Genomic DNA, 25,442 nt, shown 5'->3' with positions numbered 1-25,442 from the left:
GCGGGGTCCCCGATCAGGCCGTCAGGTGCCGTTTGATGCGGGCGACCAGGTCGTCCGCGTCCACGGGTTTGGTCACGTAGTCGGTGGCGCCCGACGCGAGGCTCTTCTCGCGGTCGCCGGGCATCGCCTTCGCCGTCACGGCCACGATCGGGATCGTGGCGTGCTCCGGCATCGCGCGGATCTTCGCGGTCGCGGTGTAGCCGTCCATCTCCGGCATCATCACGTCCATCAGGATCAGGTCGATGCCGGCGTGCGCCGCGACCGTCTCGACGCCCTTGCGGCCGTCCTCGGCGTGCAGCACCTGCATCCCGTGCAGCTCCAGGATCCCGGTCAGCGCGTAGACGTTGCGCGGGTCGTCGTCGACGATCAGCACCGTCCGCCCGGCCAGCGTGGTGTCCACCTCGCGCGCCTTCACCGGCGCGGCCGGCTCGTCCGCGCGGACCAGCGGCAGCACCGCGCCGGGCTTCTCCGCCGACAGGTGCAGCGCGATCCGCTCGCGCAGCTCGTCGAGACCGGAGAGCACCTCCAGCGACTGGACGTCCGCGCGGGACTGCAGCAGCTGTTCCAGCTCGACGTCGAGGCGGCGGCTGTTGTGCGCCAGCACCGGGACCAGCCGCAGCGCGGCGTCCCCCTGCATCGCGTCGAGGAAGCCGAACGCGGCCCGCTCCGGCAGGTCCAGGTCCAGCACGACGCAGTGGTAGGCGTCGGTGGCCAGCGCGGCCGCGGCCTCCTGGGTGCCGACGGCGGTGACGACCTCGACCTCCGCGGGCGAGATGCCGATGTCCCGGCTGTCGGCCAGGTCCGCGGCGGCGCTCTCGGCGACGAGCGTCAGCAGGCCGTGCTGGCGGTCCTCGACCACCAGCAGCCGCCGGTGGGTGCGGGCGGCCGGCTCCACGAGCCCGGCTCCGGCGTCGCCGGTCGTGATGGCCGTGCGGCCTTCGTCGGACGCGGGGCGCGTCTCGAAGTCCGGCCGCGCGACGGGCAGGGAGAAGGTGAACGTGCTGCCCTCGCCGGGCGTGCTCTCCGCCGTGATGAACCCGCCCAGCAGCTGGGCGATCTCGCGGCTGATCGACAGGCCCAGCCCGGTGCCGCCGTACTTGCGGCTGGTCGTGCCGTCCGCCTGCTGGAACGCGCCGAAGATCGACTCCAGCTGGTGCTCGGCGATGCCGATCCCGGAGTCGGCGACGCGGAAGGCGACCGCGGGCCCGTGCGCGCGCAGCGGCCGCGGCAGCCGGTCGGGCTCCACCGGCTCGATGTGCAGCTCGATCACGCCGACCTCGGTGAACTTCACCGCGTTGGACAGCAGGTTGCGCAGGACCTGCCGCAGCCGCGAGTCGTCGGTCAGCAGTTCGGCGGGCGAGCCGGGCGCGACGGTGATCCGGAAGTCCAGGTTGCGCTGCGAGGTCATCGGCCGGAACGTCGCCTCGACGTAGTCCAGCAGCCCGCGCAGTGACACTTGTTCCGGGCTGACGTCCATCTTCCCGGCCTCGACCTTGGACAGGTCGAGGATGTCGTTGATCAGCTGCAGCAGGTCCGAGCCGGCGGAGTGGATGATGCCGGCGTATTCGACCTGCTTCGCGGTGAGGTTGCGGGTCGGGTTCTGCGCGAGCAGCTGGGCGAGAATGAGCAGGCTGTTGAGCGGGGTGCGCAGCTCGTGGCTCATGTTGGCCAGGAACTCCGACTTGTACTTCGACGCCAGCGTCAGCTGCTGGGCGCGGGCCTCCAGTTCCTGGCGGGCCTGCTCGATCTCCAGGTTCTTCGTCTCGATGTCGCGGTTCTGCGTGACGAGCAGCGCCGCCTTCTCCTCCAGCTCGGCGTTGGACGACTGGAGCTCTTCCTGCCGGGCCTGCAGCTCCTCCGACCGCGCCTGCAGCTCCGCGGTCAGCCGCTGCGACTCGCCGAGCAGCTCGTCGGTCCGGGCGTTGGCGACGATGCTGTTCACGTTGACGCCGATCTGCTCCATGAGCAGTTCGAGGAACGCCCGGTGCACCGCGGTGAAGCCGTGCATCGAGGCCAGTTCGAGGACGCCCAGCACCTGGTCCTCGACCACGATCGGCAGCACGATCAGGCTGGCCGGCGCGGTGCGGCCGAGACCCGACGAGATGGTGGCGTAACCGGGCGGGACGTCGTCGACCGCGATCGGGCGGCGGCTGCGCGCGGCCTGCCCGACCAGCGACTGGCCGACCCGGAACCGCACCACCGGGCCCGCGTTGTCGTCCGGGTGGCCGTACGCGCCCACGAGCCGCAGCTCCGGGATCTCGGCCGTGTCGTCGGCCAGGTAGAACGCGCCGTACTGGGCGTTGACCAGCGGGACCAGCTCGTCCATCACCGCGGCCGCGACGACGGCGAGGTCGCGGCGGCCCTGCATCAGCCCGGTGATCGTGGCCAGGTTGGACTTGAGCCAGTCCTGCTCCTGGTTCGCCCGCGTCGTCTCGCGCAGCGACTCCACCATCGAGTTGATGTTGTCCTTCAGTTCGGCGACCTCGCCGGAGGCGTCGACGGTGATCGAGCGGGTCAGGTCGCCCTCGGCGACCGCGCTGGTCACCTCGGCGATCGCGCGGACCTGGCGGGTGAGGTTCCCGGCCAGCTCGTTGACGTTCTCGGTCAGCCGCTTCCAGGTGCCGGACACGCCCTCGACCTCGGCCTGCCCGCCGAGGCGGCCTTCGCTGCCGACTTCGCGCGCGACGCGCGTGACCTCCGCGGCGAACGCCGAGAGCTGGTCGACCATCGTGTTGATCGTGGTCTTGAGCTCGAGGATCTCGCCGCGGGCGTCGACGTCGATCTTGCGGGTCAGGTCGCCCTGCGCGACGGCGGTGGTCACCTGGGCGATGTTGCGGACCTGCCCGGTGAGGTTGTTCGCCATCGAGTTGACGTTGTCGGTGAGGTCCTTCCAGGTGCCCGCGACGTTCGGCACGCGCGCCTGGCCGCCGAGCATCCCCTCGGTACCGACCTCGCGGGCGACGCGGGTGACCTCGTCCGCGAACGCCGACAGCGTGTCGACCATCGTGTTGATGACGTCGGCGAGCGCCGCGACCTCGCCCTTGGCCTCGACGGTGATCTTGCGGGACAGGTCGCCGCGGGCGACCGCCGTCGCGACCTGGGCGATCGAGCGGACCTGGCCGGTCAGGTTGGACGCCATCACGTTGACGTTGTCGGTGAGGTTCTTCCAGGTCCCCGAGACGCCGCGGACCGTGGCCTGGCCGCCGAGGTTGCCCTCGGTGCCGACCTCGCGGGCTACGCGCGTGACCTCGTCCGCGAACGCGGACAGCTGGTCCACCATCGTGTTGATGGTGTCCTTCAGCTCCAGGATCTCGCCGCGGGCGTCGACCCGGATCTTCTGCGACAGGTCACCGCGGGCGACCGCGGTGGTGACCTGGGCGATCGAGCGGACCTGCGCGGTCAGGTTGTCGCCCATGACGTTGACCGACTCGGTGAGGTCCTTCCAGGTGCCGGAGACGCCCTTGACGTCCGCCTGACCGCCCAGCCGGCCCTCGGTGCCCACCTCGCGGGCCACTCTCGTGACCTCGTCCGCGAACGCGGACAGCTGGTCCACCATCGTGTTGATGGTGTCCTTCAGCTCCAGGACCTCGCCCCGGGCGTCGACCCGGATCTTCTGCGACAGGTCGCCCTTCGCGACCGCCGTCGCGACCTGGGCGATGTTGCGGACCTGGTCGGTCAGGTTGCCGGCCATGAAGTTCACCGAGTCGGTGAGGTCGCGCCAGGTGCCGGAGACGCCCTTGACGTCCGCCTGACCGCCGAGGCGGCCTTCCGTGCCGACCTCGCGCGCGACGCGCGTGACTTCGTCCGCGAACGAGGACAGCTGGTCGACCATCGTGTTGATCGTGCTCTTGAGCTCGAGGATCTCGCCCCGGGCGTCGACCGTGATCTTCTGCGACAGGTCGCCCTTGGCGACCGCCGTCGTCACCTGGGCGACGTTGCGGACCTGGTCGGTCAGGTTCCCGGCCATGAAGTTCACCGAGTCGGTGAGGTCGCGCCAGACGCCGCCGACGCCGGGGACCTGCGCCTGACCGCCGAGGCGGCCTTCGCTGCCGACCTCGCGCGCCACGCGCGTGACCTCGTCCGCGAACGACGACAGCTGGTCCACCATCGTGTTGACGGTGTCCTTCAGCTCCAGGATCTCGCCGCGCGCGTCGACGTCGATCTTCTGCGACAGGTCGCCCTTGGCGACGGCGGTCGCGACCTGGGCGATGTCGCGGACCTGGGTGGTGAGGTTGCCGGCCATGGCGTTGACCGAGTCGGTGAGGTCCTTCCAGGTGCCGGACACGCCGGGCACCTTCGCCTGGCCGCCGAGCTGGCCCTCGCTGCCGACCTCCCGCGCGACGCGGGTGACCTCGGAGGTGAACAGGGACAGCTGGTCGGCCATGCCGTTGAAGACCGTGGCGATCTCGCCGAGCAGGCCGTCGGTCTCGCCGGGAAGCCGGATGCCGAAGTCGCCGTCGCGGACCGCGGTCAGGCCGGCCAGCAGCCGGCGCAGCTCCTGCTCCCCCGCCTCGCCCACGCCTGCGACTGCGCCTTTGGCACCCGGGCGCACGCCTTCGACCATTGCCCCACCCATCCGCCACCCGTTTCTCCGGTTGCCGGCGCCCCGCGCGCCGGGCCCGGCCCAGCGCCGGATGGTCCAGCATAGTGCAGGTGCACTAAGCTGAGCGGCAACGGTTGAGCAACCAGCCGCGCCCGGACCCGGATGCGCAGTCGAGGCGGTGCTCGCGAACCTTTCCGTTCCCCCACAGGCCTTCCGGCCCGATTGACCCGTTCGGCTGAACGCCGCGACGACGTCCTCCCGGACGCCTCGCGGCCGTTGTCGTGCGCGCGCCCTAAAGTCCATTGTGGACAGTCCGAACCTCCACTGTGGATGATCGCCGGCACCGGCCGCGCCCGACGAGGCCCGCGCGGGCGGCTTCGGCGGGAAAACCACAGTTGTAGAGGTGGTTCGTAGAGGTTGTCGCTGTCGCGTCCGGCGGCCCGCCGCGAAGATCGGCGGTACCGCAGTCCCGGACGAGGAAGGCATCGGTGACGACCGCCTGGAGGCTCTTTTCGGCCGCGCTGCTCGCGGCGACCGCGCTCGCCGGTGTCCCGGGGACCGCGGGCGCCGCCGCACCCCGGGAGACGCGGCTGCTCTCCGTGCAGCGCGTCCGCGACACCGTCCGGCTGGCCTGCGCCACCGAGGGCACGGACGTCGTCGTCTGCCGCGTCCTGCACCGGCCGCGGCCGTTCCTGACCCCCGTGCTCGTCGCCGGCCCCGGCGTTACAACCGTTCCAGGTCCGCTCGGACCGCTGCGGCGCGCTCTTCGCCCCCGTACTCCCGCATCATCGCCAGCGCCTCCGTGAGCACTTCCCGCGCCTGCTCGCGGTCCCCCGCCTCCAGGTGCGCGCGGCCCAGCTCGGCGAGCGCCATCGCCTCGTACAGCCGGACACCCGCGACGCGCCAGAGCCCGGCGCTGCGGCGGAGTTCCCCGAGGGCTTCGGCGGGCCGGCCCGCCTCGCGGTGCACGATGCCGGCCCGCATGCAGCCGTAGGCCATGCCCCGCACGTCACCGGTGTCGCCGGCGACGGCCACCGCGTCGGTCGCGTAGACCAGCTCGCGCTCCCGGTCGCCCCGGCGCCCGTACAGGATGCCGAGGTTGACCAGGTTCAGCGTCTCGACGTGCCGCAGGCCCAGCGACCGGTTGAGCTTCAGGCCGCGCTCCCCGAACTCGATGGCCGAGTCCAGGTCGTCGCCGAGGCCGAACACGAAGCAGAGGTTGTTGAGGCTGCTCGCGAGCTGGCGCGGGTCCCCGATCGCCTCCCAGTCCGCGAGGCTGCGGCGCATGTGCGCGTGGGACCGCCGGAAGTCCGGCGCCTCACCGCCGTGGACCAGCTCGGCCTCGGCGACGCCGAGGTCGTTGCGCAGCGTCGCGGCCGCCACCCGGTCGACGCCGTCGACCAGCTCCAGGGCCAGCTCGTCGACGCGGACGGTGTCGCGCCACCGCGCCCGCGCCCGGTGGTACTCGAACAGGCCGAGCCCGATCGCGGCGATCGACTCGGCGGGCACCCCCGGCGTCGCGGCGGCCTGTCGCACGACGGTGACCAGGTGCGGCTGGTGGGCGTCGAGCCAGCCGAACACCTCTTCCGCGGACGCCGGCGCCGGCTCGACCGACCAGCGGCCCGCGGCCCAGTCGTGTCGCTGCGAGGCCGCCGAGACCAGCGCCATGCTCCGCCAGGCCATCGCCGCGCACAGCTCGACGACCCGGGTGATCGCGCCGGCCCGCTCGGCCGTGGTCAGCCGCTCGGCGTGTTCGCGGGCGTAGAGCCGGAGCAGGTCGTGTAGCCGGTACCAGCCGGGCGCGGGCGTGGTCAGCAGGTGCTCGTCGGTGAGGCGTTCCAGCAGTTCCCCGGTCTCGCGTTCGGGCGCGTCGAGCAGCCGGCTCGCGACGGCCACCGACAGCTCCGGGACGTCGAGCAGCGACAGCAGCGGGTACGCGCGGGCGGCGGCCGGGTCACCGGCTTCCAGCCGGCCGAACGCGAGCTCGAAGCTCGTCCGGACCCCGGTTTCGTCGAGGCGGCGGCGCTCGTCGTCGAGCCGGTGCGCGAGGTGGGCGACCGGCCAGTTCGGGCGGGTCGCCAGCCGCGCGCCGGCCAGGTGCAGCGCGAGCGGCAGGTACCCGCACAGCCGGGCGACCGCCCGCGCCGCCGCAGGTTCGGCGGCGACCCGCTCGGCGCCGATCTCCGCGGCCAGCAGCCGCAGCGCATCGGCCTCCGGCAGCACGTCGAGCAGGACCTGGTGCGCCTGCGGCAGGTCGGGCAGCGCGGCGCGGCTGGTGACGATCGCCCCCGAGCCGCCGCCCCCGGGCAGCAGCGGGGCGACGTGCGCGGCGTCGCGGGCGTTGTCGAGCAGGAGCAGCACGCGTTTCGCGGCGAGCAGCGACCGCAGCCGCGCCGACGCGGTGTCGAGCGAAAGCGGCGTCGGCGGCTCGCCGCCGAACTCCCGGATCAGCCGGTCGAGCAGGTCGAGGGGATCCGGCGGGTCGGCCGCGTGCCCGCGCAGGTCGAGGTGCAGGGAGCCGTCGGGAAATTGCCGCGCGAGCCGGTGCCCGGCGTGCACGGCGAGCGCCGTCTTCCCGATGCCGGCCATCCCGGCGACGGCGACCACGACGCCTTCCCGCGCCTCGCCGAAGCAGGCCAGCACACGTTCGATCTCGGCTTCGCGCCCGGTGAACGCGGCGATCCCGCCGGGCAGCTCCCGCGGCACGGTCCCCGGTTCCGGCTTCGGCGTCCCGGGCCGTGCGGCGGCCGCGGCGAAGTCCTCCCGGTCATCGCCGTCGAGGTCGAGGGCGTCGGCGAGCCGGGCGAGCGTCTCGCGGTGCGGGAACCGCCGGTCCCCGCGTTCGAGCGCGCCGACGGCCTGCCCGCTGAGCCCCGATTTCTCGGCGAGCGCCTCCTGGGTCAGCCCCGCGGCGCGCCGAAGACGGCGCAACCGCGCCCCGAACGAGTCCATCTCCCCTCCCCCTCCGGTACCGAGCATCACACGCGGGGTTCGTGCGGCGCTACCCGTCGAAATCGTCGGTGCCGCCCGCTACGGTGCCCGCGACCGATCCGGAGGGGAACCGATGACCGCACTGCACGACGCCGCCGAGCGAGGAACGCCCGAAGCCGTGGCGGAACTGGCTCGTCAGACCACTGACGTAGACGCCGTGGACGCCGCCGACACCGAGGCCGGCGGGGCCACGCCGCTGTGGCACGCGGTGCACGCGCGCCGCCCGGAGAACGCCCGGGTGCTCGTGGCGGCGGGCGCGGACCCGTGGCGGCCGATGATGGCGGGCTGGGCCCCGGGGCGGCTCGCGCTGGCCGGTCCGACACCCGACCTGTTCGGGCCGCCGCCGGACGGTGTCGCGCTCACGGACGCGGAAGCCGCCACCGTGGCGGCCGCCACCGGGCTGGCCGCGGCGTTCCCCGACTTCTGGCTCGAAGGCACCGGCTTCGCGTGTGTCGCGGCGATCGACGCGGCCGAGGCGGCGCGCCGGCTCGGCGCCCGGCCGGCCGCGCCGGAGGTCGCCCGGGCGCTGCTCGACGACCCGTGGGCGGCCGGGGGAACCGATGAGGTCGTCGGCGTCACGGACGTTCCCGGCGGCTGCGTACTCACCCAGCCCTGGGGCTACTTGCCGCAAACCCCGGTCGTCACCGGGCTCCTGTCGGCCGGCACGGTCTGCTACGGCGTTTACGCGAACCCCAAGAGCGGCGACCAGGGTTGCCTCGTCCGCGACGGCGTCACCGAGGGGTCGGACCTCCACCCCGGCGGCTGGCCCTACGCCGATTCGTCCTCCGCGGAGGTCCTGCTTTCCTATCTGCACGAGGGAAACGCGGCGGCCTACGCCTGCGCGTACGCGGGGTTGCGGCCGGTCGACGCGCGCTCGATCGCCGGCCCGCCCGACACCTGGCTGGTGCTCCCGGAACGGGACTACTTCGCGTCCACAGTGGACTGATCGCGCGGGGTGAGCCACCGGGTGAACCACTCGCGGGTGCGGTGCAGGAAATCGAGCTGGTGCTCGCGGCCGCGCAGCGAGTGGTTCTCCCCGGGATAGACGGCGAACTCGTGCTCGACGCCGAAGTGGCGCAGAGCGCGGTGCAGGAACTCGGCCTGCGCGAGCGGGACGTTGGTGTCGTCCGCGCCGTGCAGCAGCAGGATCGGCGTCCGGATGTCGGCGGCGTAGGAGATCGGGCTGTTCCGGTCGTGCCGGTGCGGGCCCGGGCCCTCCCAGCCGGTGCTCCCGCCGAGCGCCCCCTCGAAGAGAGCGCCCTGCTCGCCGGTGGCGGCCATCATGCCCCAGTCGCTGATGCCCGCGTTGACGTACGCCGCGGCGAAGCGGTCGCTGCGCGCGGCCGCCCAGGCGGCGAGGAACCCGCCGTGGCTGCCACCGCCGATGCCGAGCCGGTCCGGATCGGCGACACCGGCGTCGATCAGCAGGTCGATGCCGGTGAGGATGTCCGTCCACTCCGCGCCGCCGACTTCACCGGCGACGGAAACGGCGAACGCGTGGCCGTGGCCCTGGCTGCCGCGCGGGTTGGGCAGGAAGGCGGCGAACCCGTCGTCGGCCAGCCACCGCGCGAGCCGGAACCAGCCGACCATGAAGCGGTCGGCGTAGCGGTCGTACGGGCCGCCGTGCGCCAGCGTGACCAGCGGAAACGGGCCGTCACGGCGGGTGGTGCCGGGCGGGAGGACGAGCAAGCCGTCCAGCTCCAGGCCGTCGTCGGCGCGGTAGGCCAGGCGCTCCTGCGGGCCCCACGTCCTGGCGCGCAGCTCCGGGCTGCTGTCGGTGAGCCGGGTGAGCGGGCCCGCCAGGGGGCCGACGTGGACGTCGTCGGGTTCGGTCGCGGTGCTCGCGACCACGGCGACGACACCGCCGCCGTGGCTCAGGAAGTCGAGGGAGCCCGGCGCGTGCGCGAGCTCCACGAACCTGCGCGTGGCCGGGTCGAGCCGCCGGATCGTGGTGTCGAGGCCTTCGGCGAACAGAGCGAGCGGCGGGCCGTCGTCGACCTGGACCAGTTCGACCGGGCAGACGTCCATCCCCTCGGTCAGGTTGGCGCCGTCCTCGGCGTCGAGGATCGCGTAGCCGCCGACGAGTCCAGGCGGGGTCACGCCGAGGTAGAGGAGGCGGTCGCCCCACCAGGTGAGCGCGGCCGCCTCGACGGCCGGGGCGGGGAGGTCGCGGCCGCCGACCAGGTGGAGCCGCGGTTCGAGCATGCCGGGATCGGGGTCGGCGACCGGCCAGGTCAGGACGGCGAGCGGGCCGCCGCCGGGGTGGGCCGCGACCTCGACGACGTGCCGGTCACCGAGGTCGCCGTGCGGCCGGACGTCGCCGGTGGCCAGGTCGAGCAGCCACAACAGGTCGGGCGGTTCCGGCGCGCGCAGGTACGGGTCCCTCGGTGGCTCTTCGCCGGGCCCGACCAGGACGACGAGGTCGCCGGGCAGCGAGACGCAGGCGGTGACCTCCCGGTCGGTCACGCGTTCGGCGGCACCGGTGAGGCCGATCCGGTGGAGCCGCCGGGCGGCCAGGTAGAAGACCGAGCCGGAGTCCGGGGCCCAGCGCGGCGCTTCGGCGGACGCGGCCAGCTTGCGCGGTGGTGCACCGCCGTCGGCGGGGACGAGCCACAGGTCACCGGCCGTCCGCCCCCGGGTCGTCGTGAGGTACCCGACCCAGCGGCCGTCCGGGGAAACCCGCGGCTCCCGCGGCAGGATCCGGTCGACGACGTCTTCAGCGCTCAGTTTCCCCATGACGCCAGTCTGTCAGCCATCCGCGCGGCCGGTGGCGCCGAACTCCTGGTGGGCGTGTCCGGGTGCGAGGGAGCGATGGATGAACGGCGAAGCGCTGCCCCCGGGCTGGGACCTGATCGTCGAACGGCTCAGCCAGCGGGTCGCCCGGGCCGCGGAACTGACCGTCGACCTCACGACGCGGCCGGCGCTGCGCCGGATCCGCTCGACCGTCGCCGGCTGCCTCGGTTTCGGGCGGACGAAGGAAGAGCCGCTCGGCGCGTTGCTGCTCGTGGTCGACGAACTCGTGGGCAACGCCTACGACCACACACCGCGGCCCTCCTCGTTGCGGGTGACGCGCGAGCTGCGCGGCCTGCTGGTCGAGGTCGTCGACGACGACCCGTCGGTCGAGCGCGTCGCGACCGGCGGCGGCCACGGCCTGAAACTGGTCGAGCAGCTGTCCCTGGGGTGGGGCGTGCGGGCGACCGAGCCGGGGAAGACCGTGTGGGCGCTGGTCCCGGCTCAGCTGTTCCGCGAACACTGAGCGCTCACGGCCCGTTCCCCGGCGTGAGATCGCGGACGGCCCGGAAGCCGCGCTGCGACCCGGCCGGCGCGGCCGCGCTGGTGGCCTTGACGGGCCGCAGCAGGTGCGCGACGTGATCGCCGGTGCGTTCGCGGCCGAGGATTCCGCCGGGGGCAGCCGTCGAGCACCGGGGCGGTGCCCGGCCCGGGGCTCCGCCGCCGGCGGGTGGGCTTGTCGGCGCCGAACCAGGTCGTCCCTTGGGACAGCCGGGCCGGGTCGCGGTGCGCCGTGGTCAGCCGGCGTCCGGGGCACTTCGCAGGTGTGGTTCTCGTCCGCCAGCCAACCGTCGGCGCGCAAGTCACGACCTATATCGGGTGGTCGAGGACGTCGGCCGGGGCGGTGAAGCCCTGCTCCCCCGCGGTCAGTCGGCCGGGAGGGCGCCGAGCAGTTCCTCGTGGTGGCCCGCCTCGCGCAGCACCGGCGCTTCGAGCAGTCCGGCGGCGGGGTCGCCGGCGCGCACCGCGGCGAGGAACCGCACGACGGCCCGCGGTTCGGGGAGCACTTCGCCGCCGAGGTAGGTCAGGACGGCGGCGTCCCCGCCGGTGTCCTCCAGGGCCGCGGCCCAGCCGCGCACCTCGTCCCAGACGAGGGCGAGGTCGTGCCCGGGGAACCGGCGCAGCCGCCAGTCCAGGGCGACGTAGGCCGACACCGGGGTGTCGAGGTCGATGGTCCCGGACTCGGGCCCGACCCCCACCGCCCGGGCGACCGCCCCCAGGTAGTCGCGCAACCGCCGCTCGAACGAGAACTCCGTGTCGCGCCCGAAATCGATCAGAATGCTCAACGCCGCCTCGCTTTCCCCGTCGGCCGCGGGATCTTCCGCCGCCCGCTCGCGGATACCCCGCGCCCCCGTCGATCAACCACGGGATCGGCACCAGGATCGGCGACGATCGGGCACGGGATCGGTGCCGGTACCGGCCACCGGGACAACGAGCACGACGGCACGGTGCGCGGCCTTCCCCCGTGAGGCAGGATCGGGGTGTGACGATCGATCAGGCCGGTGCGCCCCAGGCCCGCCCGGGCCCGGCCTTCCCCGAACACGAATCCCGCGTCGACGACCTCAGGCGGCAGCTGGCGGCGGTCGCCGGCGAAGCCACCGTCCGGCTGGCGAAGCGGACGTCGAACCTCTTCCGCTCCCGGGCGTCGGCCGAGCACCCCGGCCTGGACGTCTCCGGATTCACCCACGTGCTGCGCGTCGACCCGGAGACGCGGACTGCCGACGTCGAAGGCATGGTCACCTACGAACAGCTGGTGGACGCGACGCTGCCGTACGGCCTGATGCCCCTGGTGGTGCCGCAGCTCAAGACGATCACCCTCGGCGGCGCGGTCACCGGCCTCGGCATCGAGTCGAGCTCGTTCCGCAGCGGCATGCCGCACGAGTCGGTGCGGGAGCTGGAGATCATGACCGGCGACGGCGGCATCGTCGTCGCCACGGCGGACAACGAGCACCGCGACCTGTTCCACGGCTTCCCGAACTCCTACGGCACGCTCGGCTACGCGCTGCGGTTGCGGATCGAGCTCGAGCCGGTGAAGCCGTTCGTGAAGCTGCGCCACGTCCGCCACCACGACCGGGAGACGTACTTCACGGCGCTCGGTGAGGTCTGTACCACCCGGACGTACGAGGGCGAAGCGGTCGACTTCGTCGACGGGACCGTGTTCGGCCCGGACGAGCTCTACATCACGTTGGGCACCTTCGCCGACACCGCGCCGGAAACCAGCGACTACACCTGGCTCGACATCTACTACCGCTCGATCCAGCGGCGCGAGACCGACCACCTCACCGTCCGCGACTACCTGTGGCGCTGGGACACCGACTGGTTCTGGTGCTCCCGCGCGTTCGGCGTCCAGTCCCGGCTGCCCCGGCTGCTGATGGGCCGCCGGCTCCTGCGCTCCTCGGTGTACTGGAAGCTCGTCGCGCTCGACCGCCGCTTCGGCATCGCCGCCAAGCTCCTCAAGCTCAAGCGGCTGCCACCCGAGGAGACCATCGTGCAGGACATCGAGGTGCCGCTGGCCCACGCCGCGGACTTCCTCGAGTTCTTCGAGCGGGAGATCCCGATCAGCCCGGTCTGGATCTGCCCGCTGCGCCAGCGGCCCGGCGGGGTGCGCTGGCCGCTCTACGAACTGGACCCCGAAGAGCTCTACGTCAACTTCGGCTTCTGGTCGGCGGTACCCCTGGACCCGGGCGAACGCGACGGCGTCCACAACCGGATGATCGAAGCCGAGGTCACCCGCCTCGGCGGGCACAAATCCCTCTACTCGGACAGCTTCTACTCCGAGGACGAGTTCTGGCGCCTCTACAACGGCGACGCCTACCGGGAGCTCAAGCGGGCCTACGACCCGGACGGCCGGTTGCTCGGCCTCTACGAGAAATGCGTCCGGCGCCGATGAACGCCCTGAAAGGAACGAATGTGACCAAGGTAACCATCCCGGTCGGCGAAGTCTTCGAGCGCCTGCTCGGCGCCAGCTCCACCGTGTCGATCACCGCCTACGACGGCAGCACCACCGGCCCGGCCGACGCGCCGGTCGCCATCGAGGTGCGCTCCCCGCTCGCGCTGGACTACCTGATCTCCTCCCCCGGCGACCTCGGCCTGGCCCGCGCCTACGTGGCCGGCGCCATCGACGTCAAGGGCGACCTCTACACGGCCCTGCACGCGCTGGCGGCCCAGGTCGACCAGCTGACCCCGGCCGACCGCGTCTGGCTGCTGCGCAAGCTCGGGCCCGCGCACCTGCGCCGCGTCGAGCCGCCCGTCGAGGAGCTGCCCGGCCGGTTCCGGCGGAGCCTGTCGGGCCTGCGGCACTCGAAGGAGCGCGACAGCAACGCGATCTCGAACCACTACGACGTCTCCAACCGGTTCTACGAGCTGGTCCTGGGGCCGTCGATGGCCTACACCTGCGCCGTGTTCCCCGAGGACGGCGCCACGCTGGAGCAGGCCCAGGAGCACAAGTTCGACCTGGTCTGCCGCAAGCTCGGCCTCAAGCCCGGCATGAAGCTGCTCGACGTCGGCTGCGGCTGGGGCGGCATGGTCGCCCACGCCGTCCGCCACTACGGCGTCGAGGCGCTCGGGGTCACACTTTCGCGTGAACAAGCGCAGTGGGCGCAGAAGCACATCGTCGCCCTCGGCCTGGCCGACCGCGCCGAGATCCGGCACCTCGACTACCGGGACGTCACCGAAACCGGGTTCGACGCGATCTCGTCGATCGGCCTGACCGAGCACATCGGCGCCCGCAACGTGCCCGGCTACTTCCGCTTCCTGGCCGCCAAGCTCAAGCCGCACGGGCGGCTGCTGAACCACTGCATCACCAACCCGGATTCGAGCGTCGCCCACCGCTCCCGCGGCTTCATCGACCGCTACGTCTTCCCGGACGGCGAGCTGGAAGCCCCTGGTGAGCTGGTCACGGCGATGCACGACGCCGGGCTGGAGGTCCGGCACTCGGAGAACATCCGGGAGCACTACGCGACCACCTTGGCCGGCTGGTGCGCCAACCTCGACGAGCACTGGGACGAGGCCGTCGCCGAGGCCGGGGCGGGCCGGAGCCGGGTGTGGGCGCTCTACCTCGCGGCCTGCCGGCTGGCCTTCGAACGGCGGGAGATCGAGCTGCACCAGATCCTCGGCGTACGCACCGACAACCAGGGCGGAATGGGGATGCCGCTGCGGCCCGACTGGGGTGTTTGAGACCGGGCGTGCCTCTCGCGCGCACTTCTGCGAGGATAGTCACGAGACCGGGCGTCCGAACGGGGCGGCCAGGCTCACTGATGAGAAGTAGGTATGGGTATGGCTCAGGGCAGTGTCAAGTGGTTCAACGGTGAAAAGGGCTTCGGCTTCATCGCTCAGGATGGCGGGGGTCCGGACGTGTTCGTCCACTACTCCGAGATCCAGGGCACCGGCTTCAAGTCGCTCGACGAGGGCCAGCGGGTGGAGTTCGAGATCGGGCAGGGCCAGAAGGGCCCCCAGGCCCAGCGGGTCAGCGTCATCTGAACCACGCGACATGGAATGCCCTCGCCCCTCGGGGCGGGGGCATTCCCCTTTTCCGGGGTCCGGCGAGGCCGGACGCGGTCAGCGGTTGGACGTGGGGAACCGGCGGCCGGGGGTGCCGAGGGCGACGAGCTCGGTGTACTGGGCCTGCCAGGACTGCTCGGTGGCCAGCAGGTCGGCCAGCCGCTGGGTCCAGCCGGCGTCCACGCTGGCCTCGGAGGTCTCGGTGGCCTTCGCGGTGCCGAGGTGCCGGTGGGTCTCGTCGCGGGCCTTGAGCCATTCGGAGAGGGTCGGGTCCAGGGCGGGGCCACCTGCTCGTTCTGCCATCGACCCACCGTACTGCGCCGTGGCCGCCCCAGGGTCTCCCTCGTTCGCCACACTGCGGGTTCACCCGCGGCTCGGGTAGCCTCGGAAACACGGGAGCACCTCGTACGCCGGCGCAGTGCCGGGCACACTCCCGTCCCCTCGGCCCTTGACGGCCGGGCGCCGGCAGGAGCGGCGACCGTGCGGCGGGCCGCGCGTACACAGCTGAACGAGCCGGGTGTCCCGCGTCCCCGGCCTCCCGCGCAGGACCCCCTCCGCGCGTGGCGAAGACCTCGAAACGAGTGGTGCATGACCTCACCCACCCCGGTGAAACCCCGACCTGCCCCGAAGCCGGTCCTCTCCGGCAAGCAGACCATCCCCGAACTGCTCACCATCCGCGCCTTCCTCCTCATCCCGTTCCTCGCGCTCGCCGCGGCGGTCCCGGTGTTCTGGGGCTGGGGCGTCAGCTGGCTGGACCTGGCGATCGGCGGCGGCTTCTTCGTCGTCTCGACGCTCGGGATCACCATCGGCTACCACCGCTACTTCACGCACGGCGCGTTCCGGGCGAAGCGGGCGCTGCGCATCGCGCTCGCCATCGCCGGCGGCCTCGCCGCCCAGGGCCCGGTGATCACCTGGGTCGCCGACCACCGCCGCCACCACGCCTTCTCCGACCGCGAGGGCGACCCGCACTCGCCGTGGCTGTTCGGCACCTCCCCGGTCGCCCTGGCCCGCGGCTTCTGGCACGCGCACATGGGCTGGCTCTTCGGCCGCGACAAGACCAACATCGAGCGGTTCGCCCCCGACCTGGCCGCCGACCGCGACATCCGCGTCGTCGACCGCCTGTTTCCCGTGTGGGTGGTCACGAGCCTGCTGCTCCCGGCGCTGCTCGGCGGCCTGATCACGCTGTCGTGGTGGGGCGCGCTGACCGCGTTCCTGTGGGCCGGGCTGGCCCGGATCTCGTTCCAGCACCACGTGACGTGGTCGGTGAACTCGATCTGCCACATGATCGGCGAACGGCCGTTCGCGAGCCGCGACCGCTCGGCGAACTTCTGGCCGCTGGCCATCCTGTCGATGGGCGAGTCCTGGCACAACTCCCACCACGCGGACCCGACGTCGGCCCGCCACGGCGTCCAGCGCGGCCAGATCGACATCTCCGCCCGGGTGATCTGGGCGTTCGAGAAGCTCGGCTGGGCCTGGCAGGTCCGCTGGCCGACGGCCAGGCGCCTCGCCGCCATGGCGCGCTGAAACCCCGCCGAAACTCCTTGCCCGTCGTCGTGGGCGGGGTGACCGTGGACGGATGGACCCGGTTGCCCTGACCTTCGACGACGGCCCCCACCCGGAGACGACGCCGGCGCTGCTCGCCGCACTGGGCGACGCGCCGGCGACGTTCTTCCTGCAGGGCTCCCACGCCGCCGCCCATCCGGACCTGGTCCGGGCGATCGCCGCGGCCGGACACCCGATCGGCAACCACAGCTGGTCGCACCCGAGGCTGCCCGCGCTCACTCCCGCGGCCCGGGAGCTCGAGGTGGCCCGGACGCAGGACCTGCTGGCCGGGATCACCGGCACCCGGCCCGCGCTGTTCCGCCCGCCCTACGGCGACACGGACGCCGCCGTGGCGGCCACGATCGCCGGGCACGGGCTCACCGAGGTCCTGTGGACCGTCGACACCCGCGACTGGGCGGGCGCGGCCGCCGACGAGATCACGGCGGCCGCTTCCGCGGTCCAGCCGGGCGGGATCATCCTGATGTACGACGGCGGCTACGCGTCGACCGTCGCCGCCGTCCCCCGCATCCTGGCCGCGCTCTCCGCCAGCGGCCTGCGCGCGGGACGCCTTGGGCTCCCCGCAAGTCCGTGAAAGCCTCCTTGAGGGACTCTGAGTCCCTCAAGGAGGCCTTCACGGACAGCGGACAGCAGTGGTTACGGGTTGATGCGGGTGTAGGCCGGCTTGGGCTTCAGGTCGGCGTCGAACAGGCAGGCCGCGCCCTCGCCCGGGAAGACGTCCGGGACCCACGAGTGCCGGTCGGTGAACCCCCACGTCGTGAACTCGACGCACCGGCGCACCGCCTGGCAGCCGTCCCACAGCCGGCCGAAGTAGCTCGCCTGCGTGTCCAGTTTGGCCGCGTCGGGCGGGGTCGGGATGCGGACGTCCGCCTCCGTGACCGCGACGTCGACCCCGAGCGCCGTGAGGCGGGCGAGGTTGGCACGGTAGCCGTCCGGGAAGCCGTACTGGATCGACAGGTGCGCCTGGACGCCGACGCCGCCGATCGGGACGCCCTGCCGCCGGAGCGTCTTCACGAGGTCGTAGACGGCGTCGCTCTTCGGGTTGCGGCCCTCGATGTTGTAGTCGTTGATGTAGAGCGTCGCCGCCGGGTCGGCCGCGTGCGCCCAGCGGAAGACGTCCGCGACGAAGCCGTCCCCGAGCTTCTGCCGGAACACCGTGTCCCGGCGTGTCCCGTCTTCGTTGAAGATCTCGTTGACGACGTCCCAGGCGCGGATCTTTCCCTTGTACCGCTTCACTTCCGTCGTGACGTGGTCGCGCAGCACGCGGCGCAGCTCGTCGGCGGGCAGGGCCGCGACCCAGTCCGGGAGCTGCGAGTGCCACACGAGCGTGTGGCCGCGGACGGTCTTGTGGTGTGCTCGCGCGTACTGCACGATCGCGTCCGCGCCGGACCAGTCGTACTGCCCGCGCACCGCCTCGACCGTGCCCCATTTCATCTCGTTCTCCGGGGTCACGTTGTCGAATTCCCGGGTGAGCACCGCGCGGTAATCGGGCTCCGAAGCGAGATACGACGCGGCCACCGCACTACCGACGTAGCGGTGCGTGATGTCCTTCAGCGGAACCGACGCGGAAGCCGCCGGCGCCTGCCAGACGGCGACGCCCGCGAGCGCCACCATCGCGACCAGCGCGCGTTTGACCGGAATTGCGTGCACCATCTCGTGACTCCTCGGGGAAATAGGGCCGGTTTTCGACGATAGAAGCCGCCGCCGACGGCGGTCAAGGTACCTGTCGGAGCAATGATCGAAAGTTTCGAAGCGTGTCAATTCCGGGTCGGATGACCTAGAATCCGCTTCATGCCAGTAAAATCCGACGATCTCGAACCCGCAGCGACGCGGGTCACCATCGCCCGGATCGCCGCCGAGACCGGCGTTTCCGTGCCGACCGTTTCGAAGGTGCTGAACGGGCGTCCGGACGTCGCCGAAAGCACGCGCGCCCGCGTCGAAGCCGTCATCGGGAAATACGGCTACCGGCGTCGCGCCGACGAACGGTCCCGCCGTTCCCGGCTGCTGGAACTGATGTTCCACGAACTCGAAAGCACGTGGGCGCTCGAAATCATCCGCGGGGTCGAGCACGTCGCCCGCGAAAACGGAATGGCGGTCGTACTGGCGGAATCGTCGGGCCGGCACACCCCGGGACAGAGCTGGCTGGAAAGCGTGCTCGCCCGGCGCCCGGTCGGCATCGTTTCGGTGTGTTCCGACTTCACCGGCGGGCAGCTGGCGAAACTGCGCGCGCGGGACATCCCGCTGGTGATCGTCGACCCGGCCGGCGCGCCCGGCCCGGAGACGCCCTCGATCGGGGCCACGAACTGGCAGGGCGGGCTGACGGCCACCCGGCACCTGGTGGAGCTGGGCCACCGGCGGATCGCGATGATCGGCGGCCCGGACGGCGTGCTGTGCAGCCGGGCCCGCATCGACGGCTACCGCACGGCCCTGGAGACGGCGGGGCTGGCCTTCGACCCGGCCCTGGTCCGCAAGGGCGACTTCCACGTCCGCTCGGGCTACCGCGAGCTGGCATCACTGCTCACCCTCCCCGACCGCCCGACGGCGGTGTTCGCCGGCAGCGACCTGCAGGCACTGGGCGTGTACGAGGCCGCCCGCGACGCCGGGTTGCGCATCCCGGCCGACTTGAGCGTGGTCGGTTTCGACGACCTGCCGGTGGCCCGCTGGCTGACGCCGGAGCTGACGACGATCCGCCAGCCGTTGCAGGAGATGGCGGCGGCCGGGGCCCGGCTGGCGATCGCGCTGGCCCGGGGGTTGACGCCGGACGCCCGGCGGCTGGAGCTGGCGACCAGCCTGGTCGTGCGCCACAGCACCGCGCCCGCCAGCCGCGAGTGACAAACGCAGTGAGAACGCCGTTCCCTGCTCACGGCTTTCCCAGCCGTTTGCTCTCCGGCGGCCCCAGGTAGCTCGGCCGCAACCCGCCCGTGTCGACCACCAGCTTCTGCACCACCACCGCCGGGTCGATCATCCAGATCTTCAGCACGTGCGGCCCCGGCGCGGCGACCACGTGCCGCGTCGAGGTCAGGTTCACGTTGTCCGACGTCGTCCGTTCCCACTGCCGGTTCATGGTCGTGTCGTCCGCGCCGGTCGCCTTGGTGATGTTGACGACCTGCGGAACCGCGTCGTCCACCGAGACCGCGTACCGCAGTCCGGCACCCTGCAGCACGTTGCCGCGCGGCGAAAGGTACGCCCACACCGTCACCGGCCCGGCCGTGACCAGCGTCATCCGGTACTCCAGCCGCGGGCCCGCCCCCACCTCCCGGCTCGCCGCCGTCACCGGGAACGGCGTCATGCCGGCGCCCGTCCGGCCGAGGTCCGGGATCCGCCGCCACGACACGCCGGCCGCCGCGATCGCGTCGCCGTGGTCGGCTTCCATCGAAACGTGCCCGCCGGCCTCGACGAACCCGTGCCGCCACGACAACGGCAGGTCGGCCGAACGCACCACCGCGTCCACGACGACCGAACGGCCCGCACCCGACACCGTGATCGGCACGGTCGTGGTGCCCTTCGGTGCCCGCGCCCAGTCGATCCGCACCGTCATCCGCAGCTCCTCGTCCACCCGGCCGCCGCGCGGCTCGACCCGCACCCACGGCGCGCCCGCCGTCACCGTGCAGCGGAACGGCGTCCGCCCGCGGTTGAACACGTCGACGTACTGCGCCGGGGTGCTCTGGAACGGGCTGAACTCCGGCAGCACCGGACGTCCCGCCGCCGCGGGCCACCACTGCTCCGAGCCGTCGACGGCGACCCCCATTTCGGCACCGGAGGGAACCGGAACCCGCCGCACCGCCGGGAAGAGGACGTCCGGCAGCGCGACGTTGTCCTTCTCCGGCTGCTGCCACGGTGCGTTCGGGCCGTAGCGGGCGACGTCGCCGTAGTCGATGTGCGGCTGGGTCTGGAATCCGTTCCACTTGCCGCCCGCGACGCCCGTGTTGTACTTCGCAGCCAAGGCGAGGTCGTCGGCGAACCGGGCCTCGGCGACGGCGGCGAGCCCGTTGGCCGAGGCGCGGCCTTGCGCCGCGTACAACAGGTTCGTGAACTCGGCCCGCCGCAGCGCGTACAGGTTCGCCGACGCCTCGACCTCGTACAGCACGAGCTCGAAGTAGGCGTCGCGGCAGGCCGCCGGCAGCCGGGCGGAGATCTTCGACGCGCGGGCGGCCAGCGCCTGCCACTCGTCGGTGACGGTGTCCAGCTCGCGGTAGTTGACCAGGCTGAACGGCGTCGCCTGGTCGTCGTACCCGATCGTGCCGTCGGCCTGCAGCGTGATCTTCCGGTTCAGCAGCTCCGGCTTCCGGCGGGACTGCAACCGCCCGTAGTCGTGCAGCACCGAAGCGATGTCCGACGCCAGTGCGGCGCCGAAGTTCGCCGAAGCGAATTCTCGCTCCCATGTGGACAATCGCGAAACGGGCAGTGCCGACGGATCCCAGGCGTAGTCGAGGAAGAACTGCAGCGGCAGCTCGTTGCCCTTCATGTCCCCGACGTTGACGACCCACAGCCGGTCGTTGCCGTAGGAGACGGCCTGGTTCAGCTGCTCCCAGGTGTTGGCGATCAGGGTGGTGTCGACCCACTTGTAGTTGCGGCCGCCGCCGACGTAGTCGAAGTGGTAGTACAGCCCGTACCCGCCCGGGTGCGGCGGCAAGGAGAGATCCGGGTGCTTGCGGATGTTGCCCCAGTTGTCGTCGGTGAACACGACGATGACGTCGTCGGCCGGGCGGAGCCCCTGCGCCCAGTAGCGCTGGACTTCCTTGTACAGCGTCCACACCTGCGGGACGTCCGTGCTCAGCTCTCGGGCGAGGATTTCCCGTTCGGTGGCGAGGATCTCGCGCATCAGCTCGATGCCGTCGCCGTCGGGCAGGCCGACGTCGCCGTTGCCGCGCATGCCGAGCGTGACGACGCCTTCGAAGTCCTCGCGGGCCATCCGGCGGATGCCGTCGGCCCAGTACGCCTTGATCGCCTCGCCGTTGCGGCGGAAGCTCCACTCCCCCGTGCCGCCGTACGGGTCGTGGCCGGGCGTGACGATGTTTCCCGCCGCGTCGCGGACCGCGGCGACCGCGTGCCGGTTCCACTCCTCGATCCCCCGCATCATCGGCGCCTCGTGCGAGGTGCCCATGACGACGCCGTACTCCTTGGCCGTCGCGTGGTTGAGCGGGTCGTCCTCGGCGAACGCGCGTCCCCAGACTGCGGGCCACAGGTAGTTCGCGCGCAGCCGCAGCAGGGTCTCGAAGACCTTCGCGAAGAACTCGTGGGTGAAGCCACCCGGGTAGCCCGGCGCCTTGCCGGGCCCGAAGTACGCCGGCGCCCAGGTGCCGAGCGCCGGGTTCTCGTCGTTGATGAAGAACCCGCGGTACTTGACGCGGGGGGTGCCCAGGCTGAACCGCTCCCCCGGCAGGTGCAGCTCCGCGCTGCGCCGCGGCGGGACGTCGGCCCACCAGTACCACGGCGAGACGCCGATGCGCCGCGAGATCTCGTAGACGCCGTAGATCACGCCACGCTGGTCGCTGCCGGTGAGCACCAGCGTCCCGTCGACGACCTGGCTCAGCGACGTCTCCCACTTCCCGGCGACGCCGGTGACGTCGAGCCGGCCCGCGCGGACCAGGTCGTCGACCAGCGGGCTGTGGCCCAGCGTCCCGACGAGTACCACCGGCCCGTGCGCGGGGACGACGTCGATCGAGACGGCCGGCCGCACGCCCGTGACGCGCTCGACGTCGGCCGCGAGGTCGCCGACGACCCGGCGCACCCCCGGCCGATCACCGGCGCTCACCACGATGGTCGCGGCTTTGCCCCGCGTCACCAGGGGAAAGCCCGTGCCGGCTTCGGCGGTTCCCGGCAGGACGGCGGTTCCGGCGCCGGCGAGGGCCAGCAGCTGGAGGAAGGCACGGCGGTGTACCTCGGACGTCACGGGAGACCTCCTGTGTCAGCCCTTCACGGATCCGGTCAGCCCGCCGACGATGCGCCGTTCGGCGAGCACGAAGAACGCGAGCGCGGGGACCATCGACAACGCGGTGAACGCGAGCACCCGGGCGGTGTCCTGGGAGTACTGGGACTGGAACGTGGCGACACCGAGCGGGAGCGTGAAGTGCGCGGCGTCGTTGAACACCAGCAGGGGCAGCAGGTAAGCGTTCCAGCTGGTGACGAAGGCGAGCACGCCGACCGTCGTCAGCGCGGGCGCCGACAGCGGCAGCAGGATCCGCCAGAAGAACCCCAGCCGGCTCGCGCCGTCGAGCACCGCGGCGTCCTCCAGCTCGCCGGGGATGGCGTGCATGAACGGGCGGAGGATCACGATCGTCACGGGCAGCGAGAACGCCGCCTCGGGGATCGCGACGCCCCAGAAGCTCTCCAGCATCCCGAGCTGGCGCAGCCACAGGTACAGCGGCAGCGTCGCCACGGTGAGCGGGAACAGCAGGCCGAGTGTGAACAGCGTGTACAGCGCTTCCCGGCCCTTGAACTGGTACCGCGACAGCGCGAACCCGGCCATCGAGCCCAGGCCGACGGCCACGGCGGTCGCGATCACGGCGATCAGCGCGCTGTTGCCGAGGAACGTCCAGAACGCGCTCGAGCCGAGGACCGAGGCGTAGTTCTCGGTGATCCACGGCCCGGGCAGCCCCGCCGGGTCGGAGTTGATCTGCGCGTTGCTGCGGAACCCGCCGAGCACCACGAACAGCAGCGGCACAAGAGTCACGCCGACCACGACGATCGCCGCGAGATACCCCATCGACAGGCCGAACCGGCGCGAGCGCATCAGCCCACCATCCTGGTCAGGGCGCCCTGGGTGTCCCGGCGCAGCGCGAATCGCTGGTACAGCAGGGCGAACACGAAGCAGATGACGAAGAGGATCACCGCGACGGCGGAGCCGAACCCGAACTCGTAGCGCTTGAAGCCGTGGTCGACCAGGTAGGTCGCCATCGTCGCCGACGCGTTCGCGGGCCCGCCGAGCGTCATGATCCACACGATGTCGAACAGCTGCAGCGAGCCGATCACCGACAGGAAGATCCAGATCCGGATGGTCGGCCCGAGCAGCGGCAGCACGACGTGGCGGGTGGTCTGCCACGCCGACGCGCCGTCGAGCGCGGCGGCCTCGCGCAGCTCGGCCGGCACCCCCTGCAGCCCGGCCAGCAGCAGGATGATGCCGAAGCCGATGAACTTCCAGGTGATCACCGCGAACAGCGTGTAGAGCACGATGCCCGGGTCGGCCAGCCACTGCCGGACCAGGCCGCCGAGCCCGGCGCCTTGGAGCACCTGGTCGGCGAACCCGCTCGGCTGCAGCATGAGCACCCAGATCACCGCGGTGATCGCCTCGGACAGGACGTACGGCGCGAACACCAGGGACCGCAGCACTGCCCGGCCGCGCAGCTTCCGGTTGAGCAGCAGCGCCAGGCCGATCGACAGCGGCAGCTGCACCACGATCGACAGCCCGGCGATGATCAGGTTGTGCACGATCGCGCTCTGGAACACATCGCCGCCGAAGGCGTCGACGTAGTTGTCGAGGCCCACGAAGTCGTCGAGCGCGCCGAAGCCGTTCCAGTTGAACAGGCTGTAGAACGCCGCGATCCCGATCGGCACCAGGACGAACCCGGCGAACAGCAGCAGCGCCGGGCCGAGCAGCAGCGCCAGCTCGAGCCGCTTGCGCAGGCTCGAGCGCCGCTTCCGGACCGGCACCGCCGGTGCGGGCGGTCGCGCCGCCCGCACCGGACTGGTGGTCGTGGTCACTTGTTGCCTGCCGCGGCCTGGTTGACGGCCGCCACGATGCCTTCGGGGGTGCCCTGGCCGGCGAACATGTTGGCCACGGCGTCGTTCAGCGCGGCGCCGACCGCCGTCGGGAACGCCCGGTCGAAGTACATCTGCAGGTACGGCGACTTCGTGCCGTAGTCGTAGACGGCCTTCAGGGTGTCGGTCTTCAGCGCCTTGGCGGCCACGGTGTTGACGGGCAAGCCGGCGCCCTGCGCGGCGAGCTGCGTCTGCACCGGCTCGCTGCCCAGGTACTGCAGGAAGTCCGCGCACGCCTTCGACGCGCGGGTGGTGCAGGCGAAACCGTCACCGCCGCCGAGCACGGCCGCGGGGTCGCCCGCGCCGCCGGGCACGGACGGGAACGGGAACCAGCCGACCTTCGAGTCCAGCTGCTTGTCCTCGGTCAGCGCCGACATCGTGCCGGGCTCCCAGTCGCCCTGCAGCTCCATCGCCGCCTTGCCGTTGGCGACCAGGCCGGCCGAGCTGCCCGCGCCCTGCTGGGCGGCGGTGCCGGCGAACCCGGTCTGGAACGGCTGCGTGGCCAGGAAGTTCTTGAGGTCCTGCCCCGCCTTCGTCCAGCACGGGTCCTCGAGCTTGATCGCCTTCACCGACTGCTTGAGCACGTCGACCGAGCATTCGCGGACGGCGAAGTAGTTGAAGTAGAAGGCGTCCGGCCAGCGGTCCTTGCCACCGACCGAGATCGGTGCGACGCCCTTGGCCTTGAGCTTGGTGACAGCGGAGTTCAGGTCGTCGATGGTCTTCGGCGGCGCGGTGATCCCGGCGTCGGCGAACAGGTCCTTGCGGTACCAGAAACCGACGAAGTGCTGCTCGAACGGCACGCCGTACTGCTTGCCGTCGACCTGCCAGTTTTCACCGAACTTGCCGGTGGTCGCGGAGATCCACGACTTCGTGACGTCGGTGATGTCGGCGACCTTGCCCGAGGTGATCTGCGAAGCCAGGTCGCCGGCGCCCCAGGACTGGTAGACGTCCGGCGGCTCGGCTCCCTGCAGGGCGAGGGGCACCTTGGTGGGGAAGTCCTCGTTCTGCAGCGGCTGGGCCTTGATCGTGACGTCCGGGTGCGCCTGGTGGTAGTCGGTGACCACCTTCTCCCAGATCGCCTTGATCGGGTCGGTGGTGCCGTTGTGCCACCACGTGAGGGTGACCGGGCCGCTCGGCTGCGCGGGCGTGTCACTCCCCCCGCTGCACGCCGCGAGGGCGAGCGGCACGACGGCCGCGAGCGCGGCGACTACGGGGATTCTGCGTTTCGCAAACATTTTGGGTCCACTCCTGACGACTTCGGCCGAGTTGGACGGGGCGTGACAACGCCCGGGTTGGCGAA

At 72.0% G+C, this 25,442-nt stretch carries 18 protein-coding genes; 8 read left to right on the top strand and 10 right to left on the bottom strand.

Translation table 11 applies throughout. The annotated features are described in order from the left end of the window. Nucleotides 1-13: 13 nt before the first annotated feature. Nucleotides 14-4,564 (bottom strand): HAMP domain-containing protein, encoded by a 4,551-nt coding sequence (locus OHS18_RS04315; protein WP_328616014.1) that lies wholly within the window; start codon nucleotides 4,562-4,564, stop codon nucleotides 14-16. Between the two features lie 702 nt (nucleotides 4,565-5,266). Then, on the bottom strand, nucleotides 5,267-7,495 hold the full coding sequence (locus OHS18_RS04310) for a helix-turn-helix domain-containing protein (protein WP_328616013.1): 2,229 nt from the start codon (nucleotides 7,493-7,495) through the stop codon (nucleotides 5,267-5,269). A gap of 112 nt (nucleotides 7,496-7,607) precedes the next feature. On the opposite strand from OHS18_RS04310, the gene OHS18_RS04305 reads away from it, so the two are divergent. Next, nucleotides 7,608-8,480, top strand: coding sequence for an ankyrin repeat domain-containing protein (locus tag OHS18_RS04305; RefSeq protein WP_328616012.1), 873 nt, complete (start codon nucleotides 7,608-7,610; stop codon nucleotides 8,478-8,480). On the opposite strand, the gene OHS18_RS04300 is transcribed toward OHS18_RS04305, so the two are convergent. Continuing rightward, complete coding sequence (locus tag OHS18_RS04300; RefSeq protein WP_328616011.1) at nucleotides 8,456-10,270, bottom strand: S9 family peptidase; 1,815 nt, start codon at nucleotides 10,268-10,270, stop codon at nucleotides 8,456-8,458. The genes OHS18_RS04305 and OHS18_RS04300 overlap by 25 nt on opposite strands. Before the next feature lie 79 nt (nucleotides 10,271-10,349). Between OHS18_RS04300 and OHS18_RS04295 the strand changes: the two genes are divergently transcribed. Beyond that, on the top strand, nucleotides 10,350-10,790 hold the full coding sequence (locus tag OHS18_RS04295) for an ATP-binding protein (RefSeq protein ID WP_328616010.1): 441 nt from the start codon (nucleotides 10,350-10,352) through the stop codon (nucleotides 10,788-10,790). Between the two features lie 400 nt (nucleotides 10,791-11,190). Here the strand turns inward: OHS18_RS04295 and OHS18_RS04290 are convergent, their stop codons facing one another. Beyond that, the gene (locus OHS18_RS04290) at nucleotides 11,191-11,610 is read right to left on the bottom strand and encodes a DUF6292 family protein (protein ID WP_328455871.1); all 420 of its coding nucleotides are present in this window, start codon (nucleotides 11,608-11,610) and stop codon (nucleotides 11,191-11,193) included. A gap of 197 nt (nucleotides 11,611-11,807) precedes the next feature. Between OHS18_RS04290 and OHS18_RS04285 the strand changes: the two genes are divergently transcribed. From OHS18_RS04285 to OHS18_RS04275, 3 genes are all read left to right on the top strand, one after another. Then, a complete protein-coding gene (locus OHS18_RS04285; RefSeq protein WP_328616009.1) occupies nucleotides 11,808-13,214 on the top strand; it encodes an FAD-binding oxidoreductase in 1,407 nt (468 codons plus the stop codon). Beyond that, the gene (locus OHS18_RS04280) at nucleotides 13,196-14,500 is read left to right on the top strand and encodes a class I SAM-dependent methyltransferase (protein ID WP_442875341.1); all 1,305 of its coding nucleotides are present in this window, start codon (nucleotides 13,196-13,198) and stop codon (nucleotides 14,498-14,500) included. Before OHS18_RS04285 ends, OHS18_RS04280 begins: the two co-directional genes overlap by 19 nt. Before the next feature lie 99 nt (nucleotides 14,501-14,599). Further along, nucleotides 14,600-14,803 carry a cold-shock protein gene (locus tag OHS18_RS04275; RefSeq protein ID WP_086680104.1) on the top strand — a complete coding sequence of 68 codons (204 nt, stop codon included), beginning with the start codon at nucleotides 14,600-14,602 and terminating at the stop codon, nucleotides 14,801-14,803. A 78-nt stretch (nucleotides 14,804-14,881) separates the two neighbouring features. On the opposite strand, the gene OHS18_RS04270 is transcribed toward OHS18_RS04275, so the two are convergent. Then, on the bottom strand, nucleotides 14,882-15,127 hold the full coding sequence (locus OHS18_RS04270) for a hypothetical protein (RefSeq protein ID WP_328616007.1): 246 nt from the start codon (nucleotides 15,125-15,127) through the stop codon (nucleotides 14,882-14,884). Nucleotides 15,128-15,412: 285 nt separating this feature from the next. On the opposite strand from OHS18_RS04270, the gene OHS18_RS04265 reads away from it, so the two are divergent. After that, nucleotides 15,413-16,348, top strand: a complete 936-nt coding sequence (locus OHS18_RS04265) for an acyl-CoA desaturase (RefSeq protein ID WP_328616006.1) — start codon at nucleotides 15,413-15,415, stop codon at nucleotides 16,346-16,348. Between the two features lie 52 nt (nucleotides 16,349-16,400). Next, nucleotides 16,401-16,958 carry a polysaccharide deacetylase family protein gene (locus OHS18_RS04260; RefSeq protein ID WP_328616005.1) on the top strand — a complete coding sequence of 186 codons (558 nt, stop codon included), beginning with the start codon at nucleotides 16,401-16,403 and terminating at the stop codon, nucleotides 16,956-16,958. 62 nt (nucleotides 16,959-17,020) lie between these two features. Here the strand turns inward: OHS18_RS04260 and OHS18_RS04255 are convergent, their stop codons facing one another. Next, nucleotides 17,021-18,037 carry an endo-1,4-beta-xylanase gene (locus OHS18_RS04255; RefSeq protein ID WP_328616004.1) on the bottom strand — a complete coding sequence of 339 codons (1,017 nt, stop codon included), beginning with the start codon at nucleotides 18,035-18,037 and terminating at the stop codon, nucleotides 17,021-17,023. 138 nt (nucleotides 18,038-18,175) lie between these two features. Here OHS18_RS04255 and OHS18_RS04250 point away from each other — a divergent pair, with 138 nt between their 5' ends. Then, nucleotides 18,176-19,216, top strand: a complete 1,041-nt coding sequence (locus tag OHS18_RS04250; protein WP_328455891.1) for a LacI family DNA-binding transcriptional regulator — start codon at nucleotides 18,176-18,178, stop codon at nucleotides 19,214-19,216. A gap of 28 nt (nucleotides 19,217-19,244) precedes the next feature. Here the strand turns inward: OHS18_RS04250 and OHS18_RS04245 are convergent, their stop codons facing one another. The 4 genes from OHS18_RS04245 to OHS18_RS04230 are packed head-to-tail and all read right to left on the bottom strand — an operon-like array spanning nucleotide 19,245 to nucleotide 25,377. Beyond that, nucleotides 19,245-22,277: a glycosyl hydrolase 115 family protein gene (locus OHS18_RS04245; RefSeq protein ID WP_328616003.1), complete on the bottom strand. Its 3,033-nt coding sequence runs from the start codon at nucleotides 22,275-22,277 to the stop codon at nucleotides 19,245-19,247. A gap of 15 nt (nucleotides 22,278-22,292) precedes the next feature. Beyond that, the gene (locus OHS18_RS04240; RefSeq protein ID WP_328616002.1) at nucleotides 22,293-23,117 is read right to left on the bottom strand and encodes a carbohydrate ABC transporter permease; all 825 of its coding nucleotides are present in this window, start codon (nucleotides 23,115-23,117) and stop codon (nucleotides 22,293-22,295) included. Continuing rightward, nucleotides 23,117-24,085, bottom strand: coding sequence for a carbohydrate ABC transporter permease (locus OHS18_RS04235; RefSeq protein WP_328616001.1), 969 nt, complete (start codon nucleotides 24,083-24,085; stop codon nucleotides 23,117-23,119). Before OHS18_RS04235 ends, OHS18_RS04240 begins: the two co-directional genes overlap by 1 nt. Continuing rightward, entirely contained in the window at nucleotides 24,082-25,377 is a 1,296-nt protein-coding gene (locus OHS18_RS04230) for an extracellular solute-binding protein (RefSeq protein WP_328455898.1), read from the bottom strand. Before OHS18_RS04230 ends, OHS18_RS04235 begins: the two co-directional genes overlap by 4 nt. Nucleotides 25,378-25,442 lie beyond the last annotated feature (65 nt).

The organism is Amycolatopsis sp. NBC_00355, assembly GCF_036104975.1.
Classification (GTDB): Bacteria; Actinomycetota; Actinomycetes; order Mycobacteriales; family Pseudonocardiaceae; genus Amycolatopsis.
This window is presented reverse-complemented; position numbering and strand designations above follow the sequence as displayed.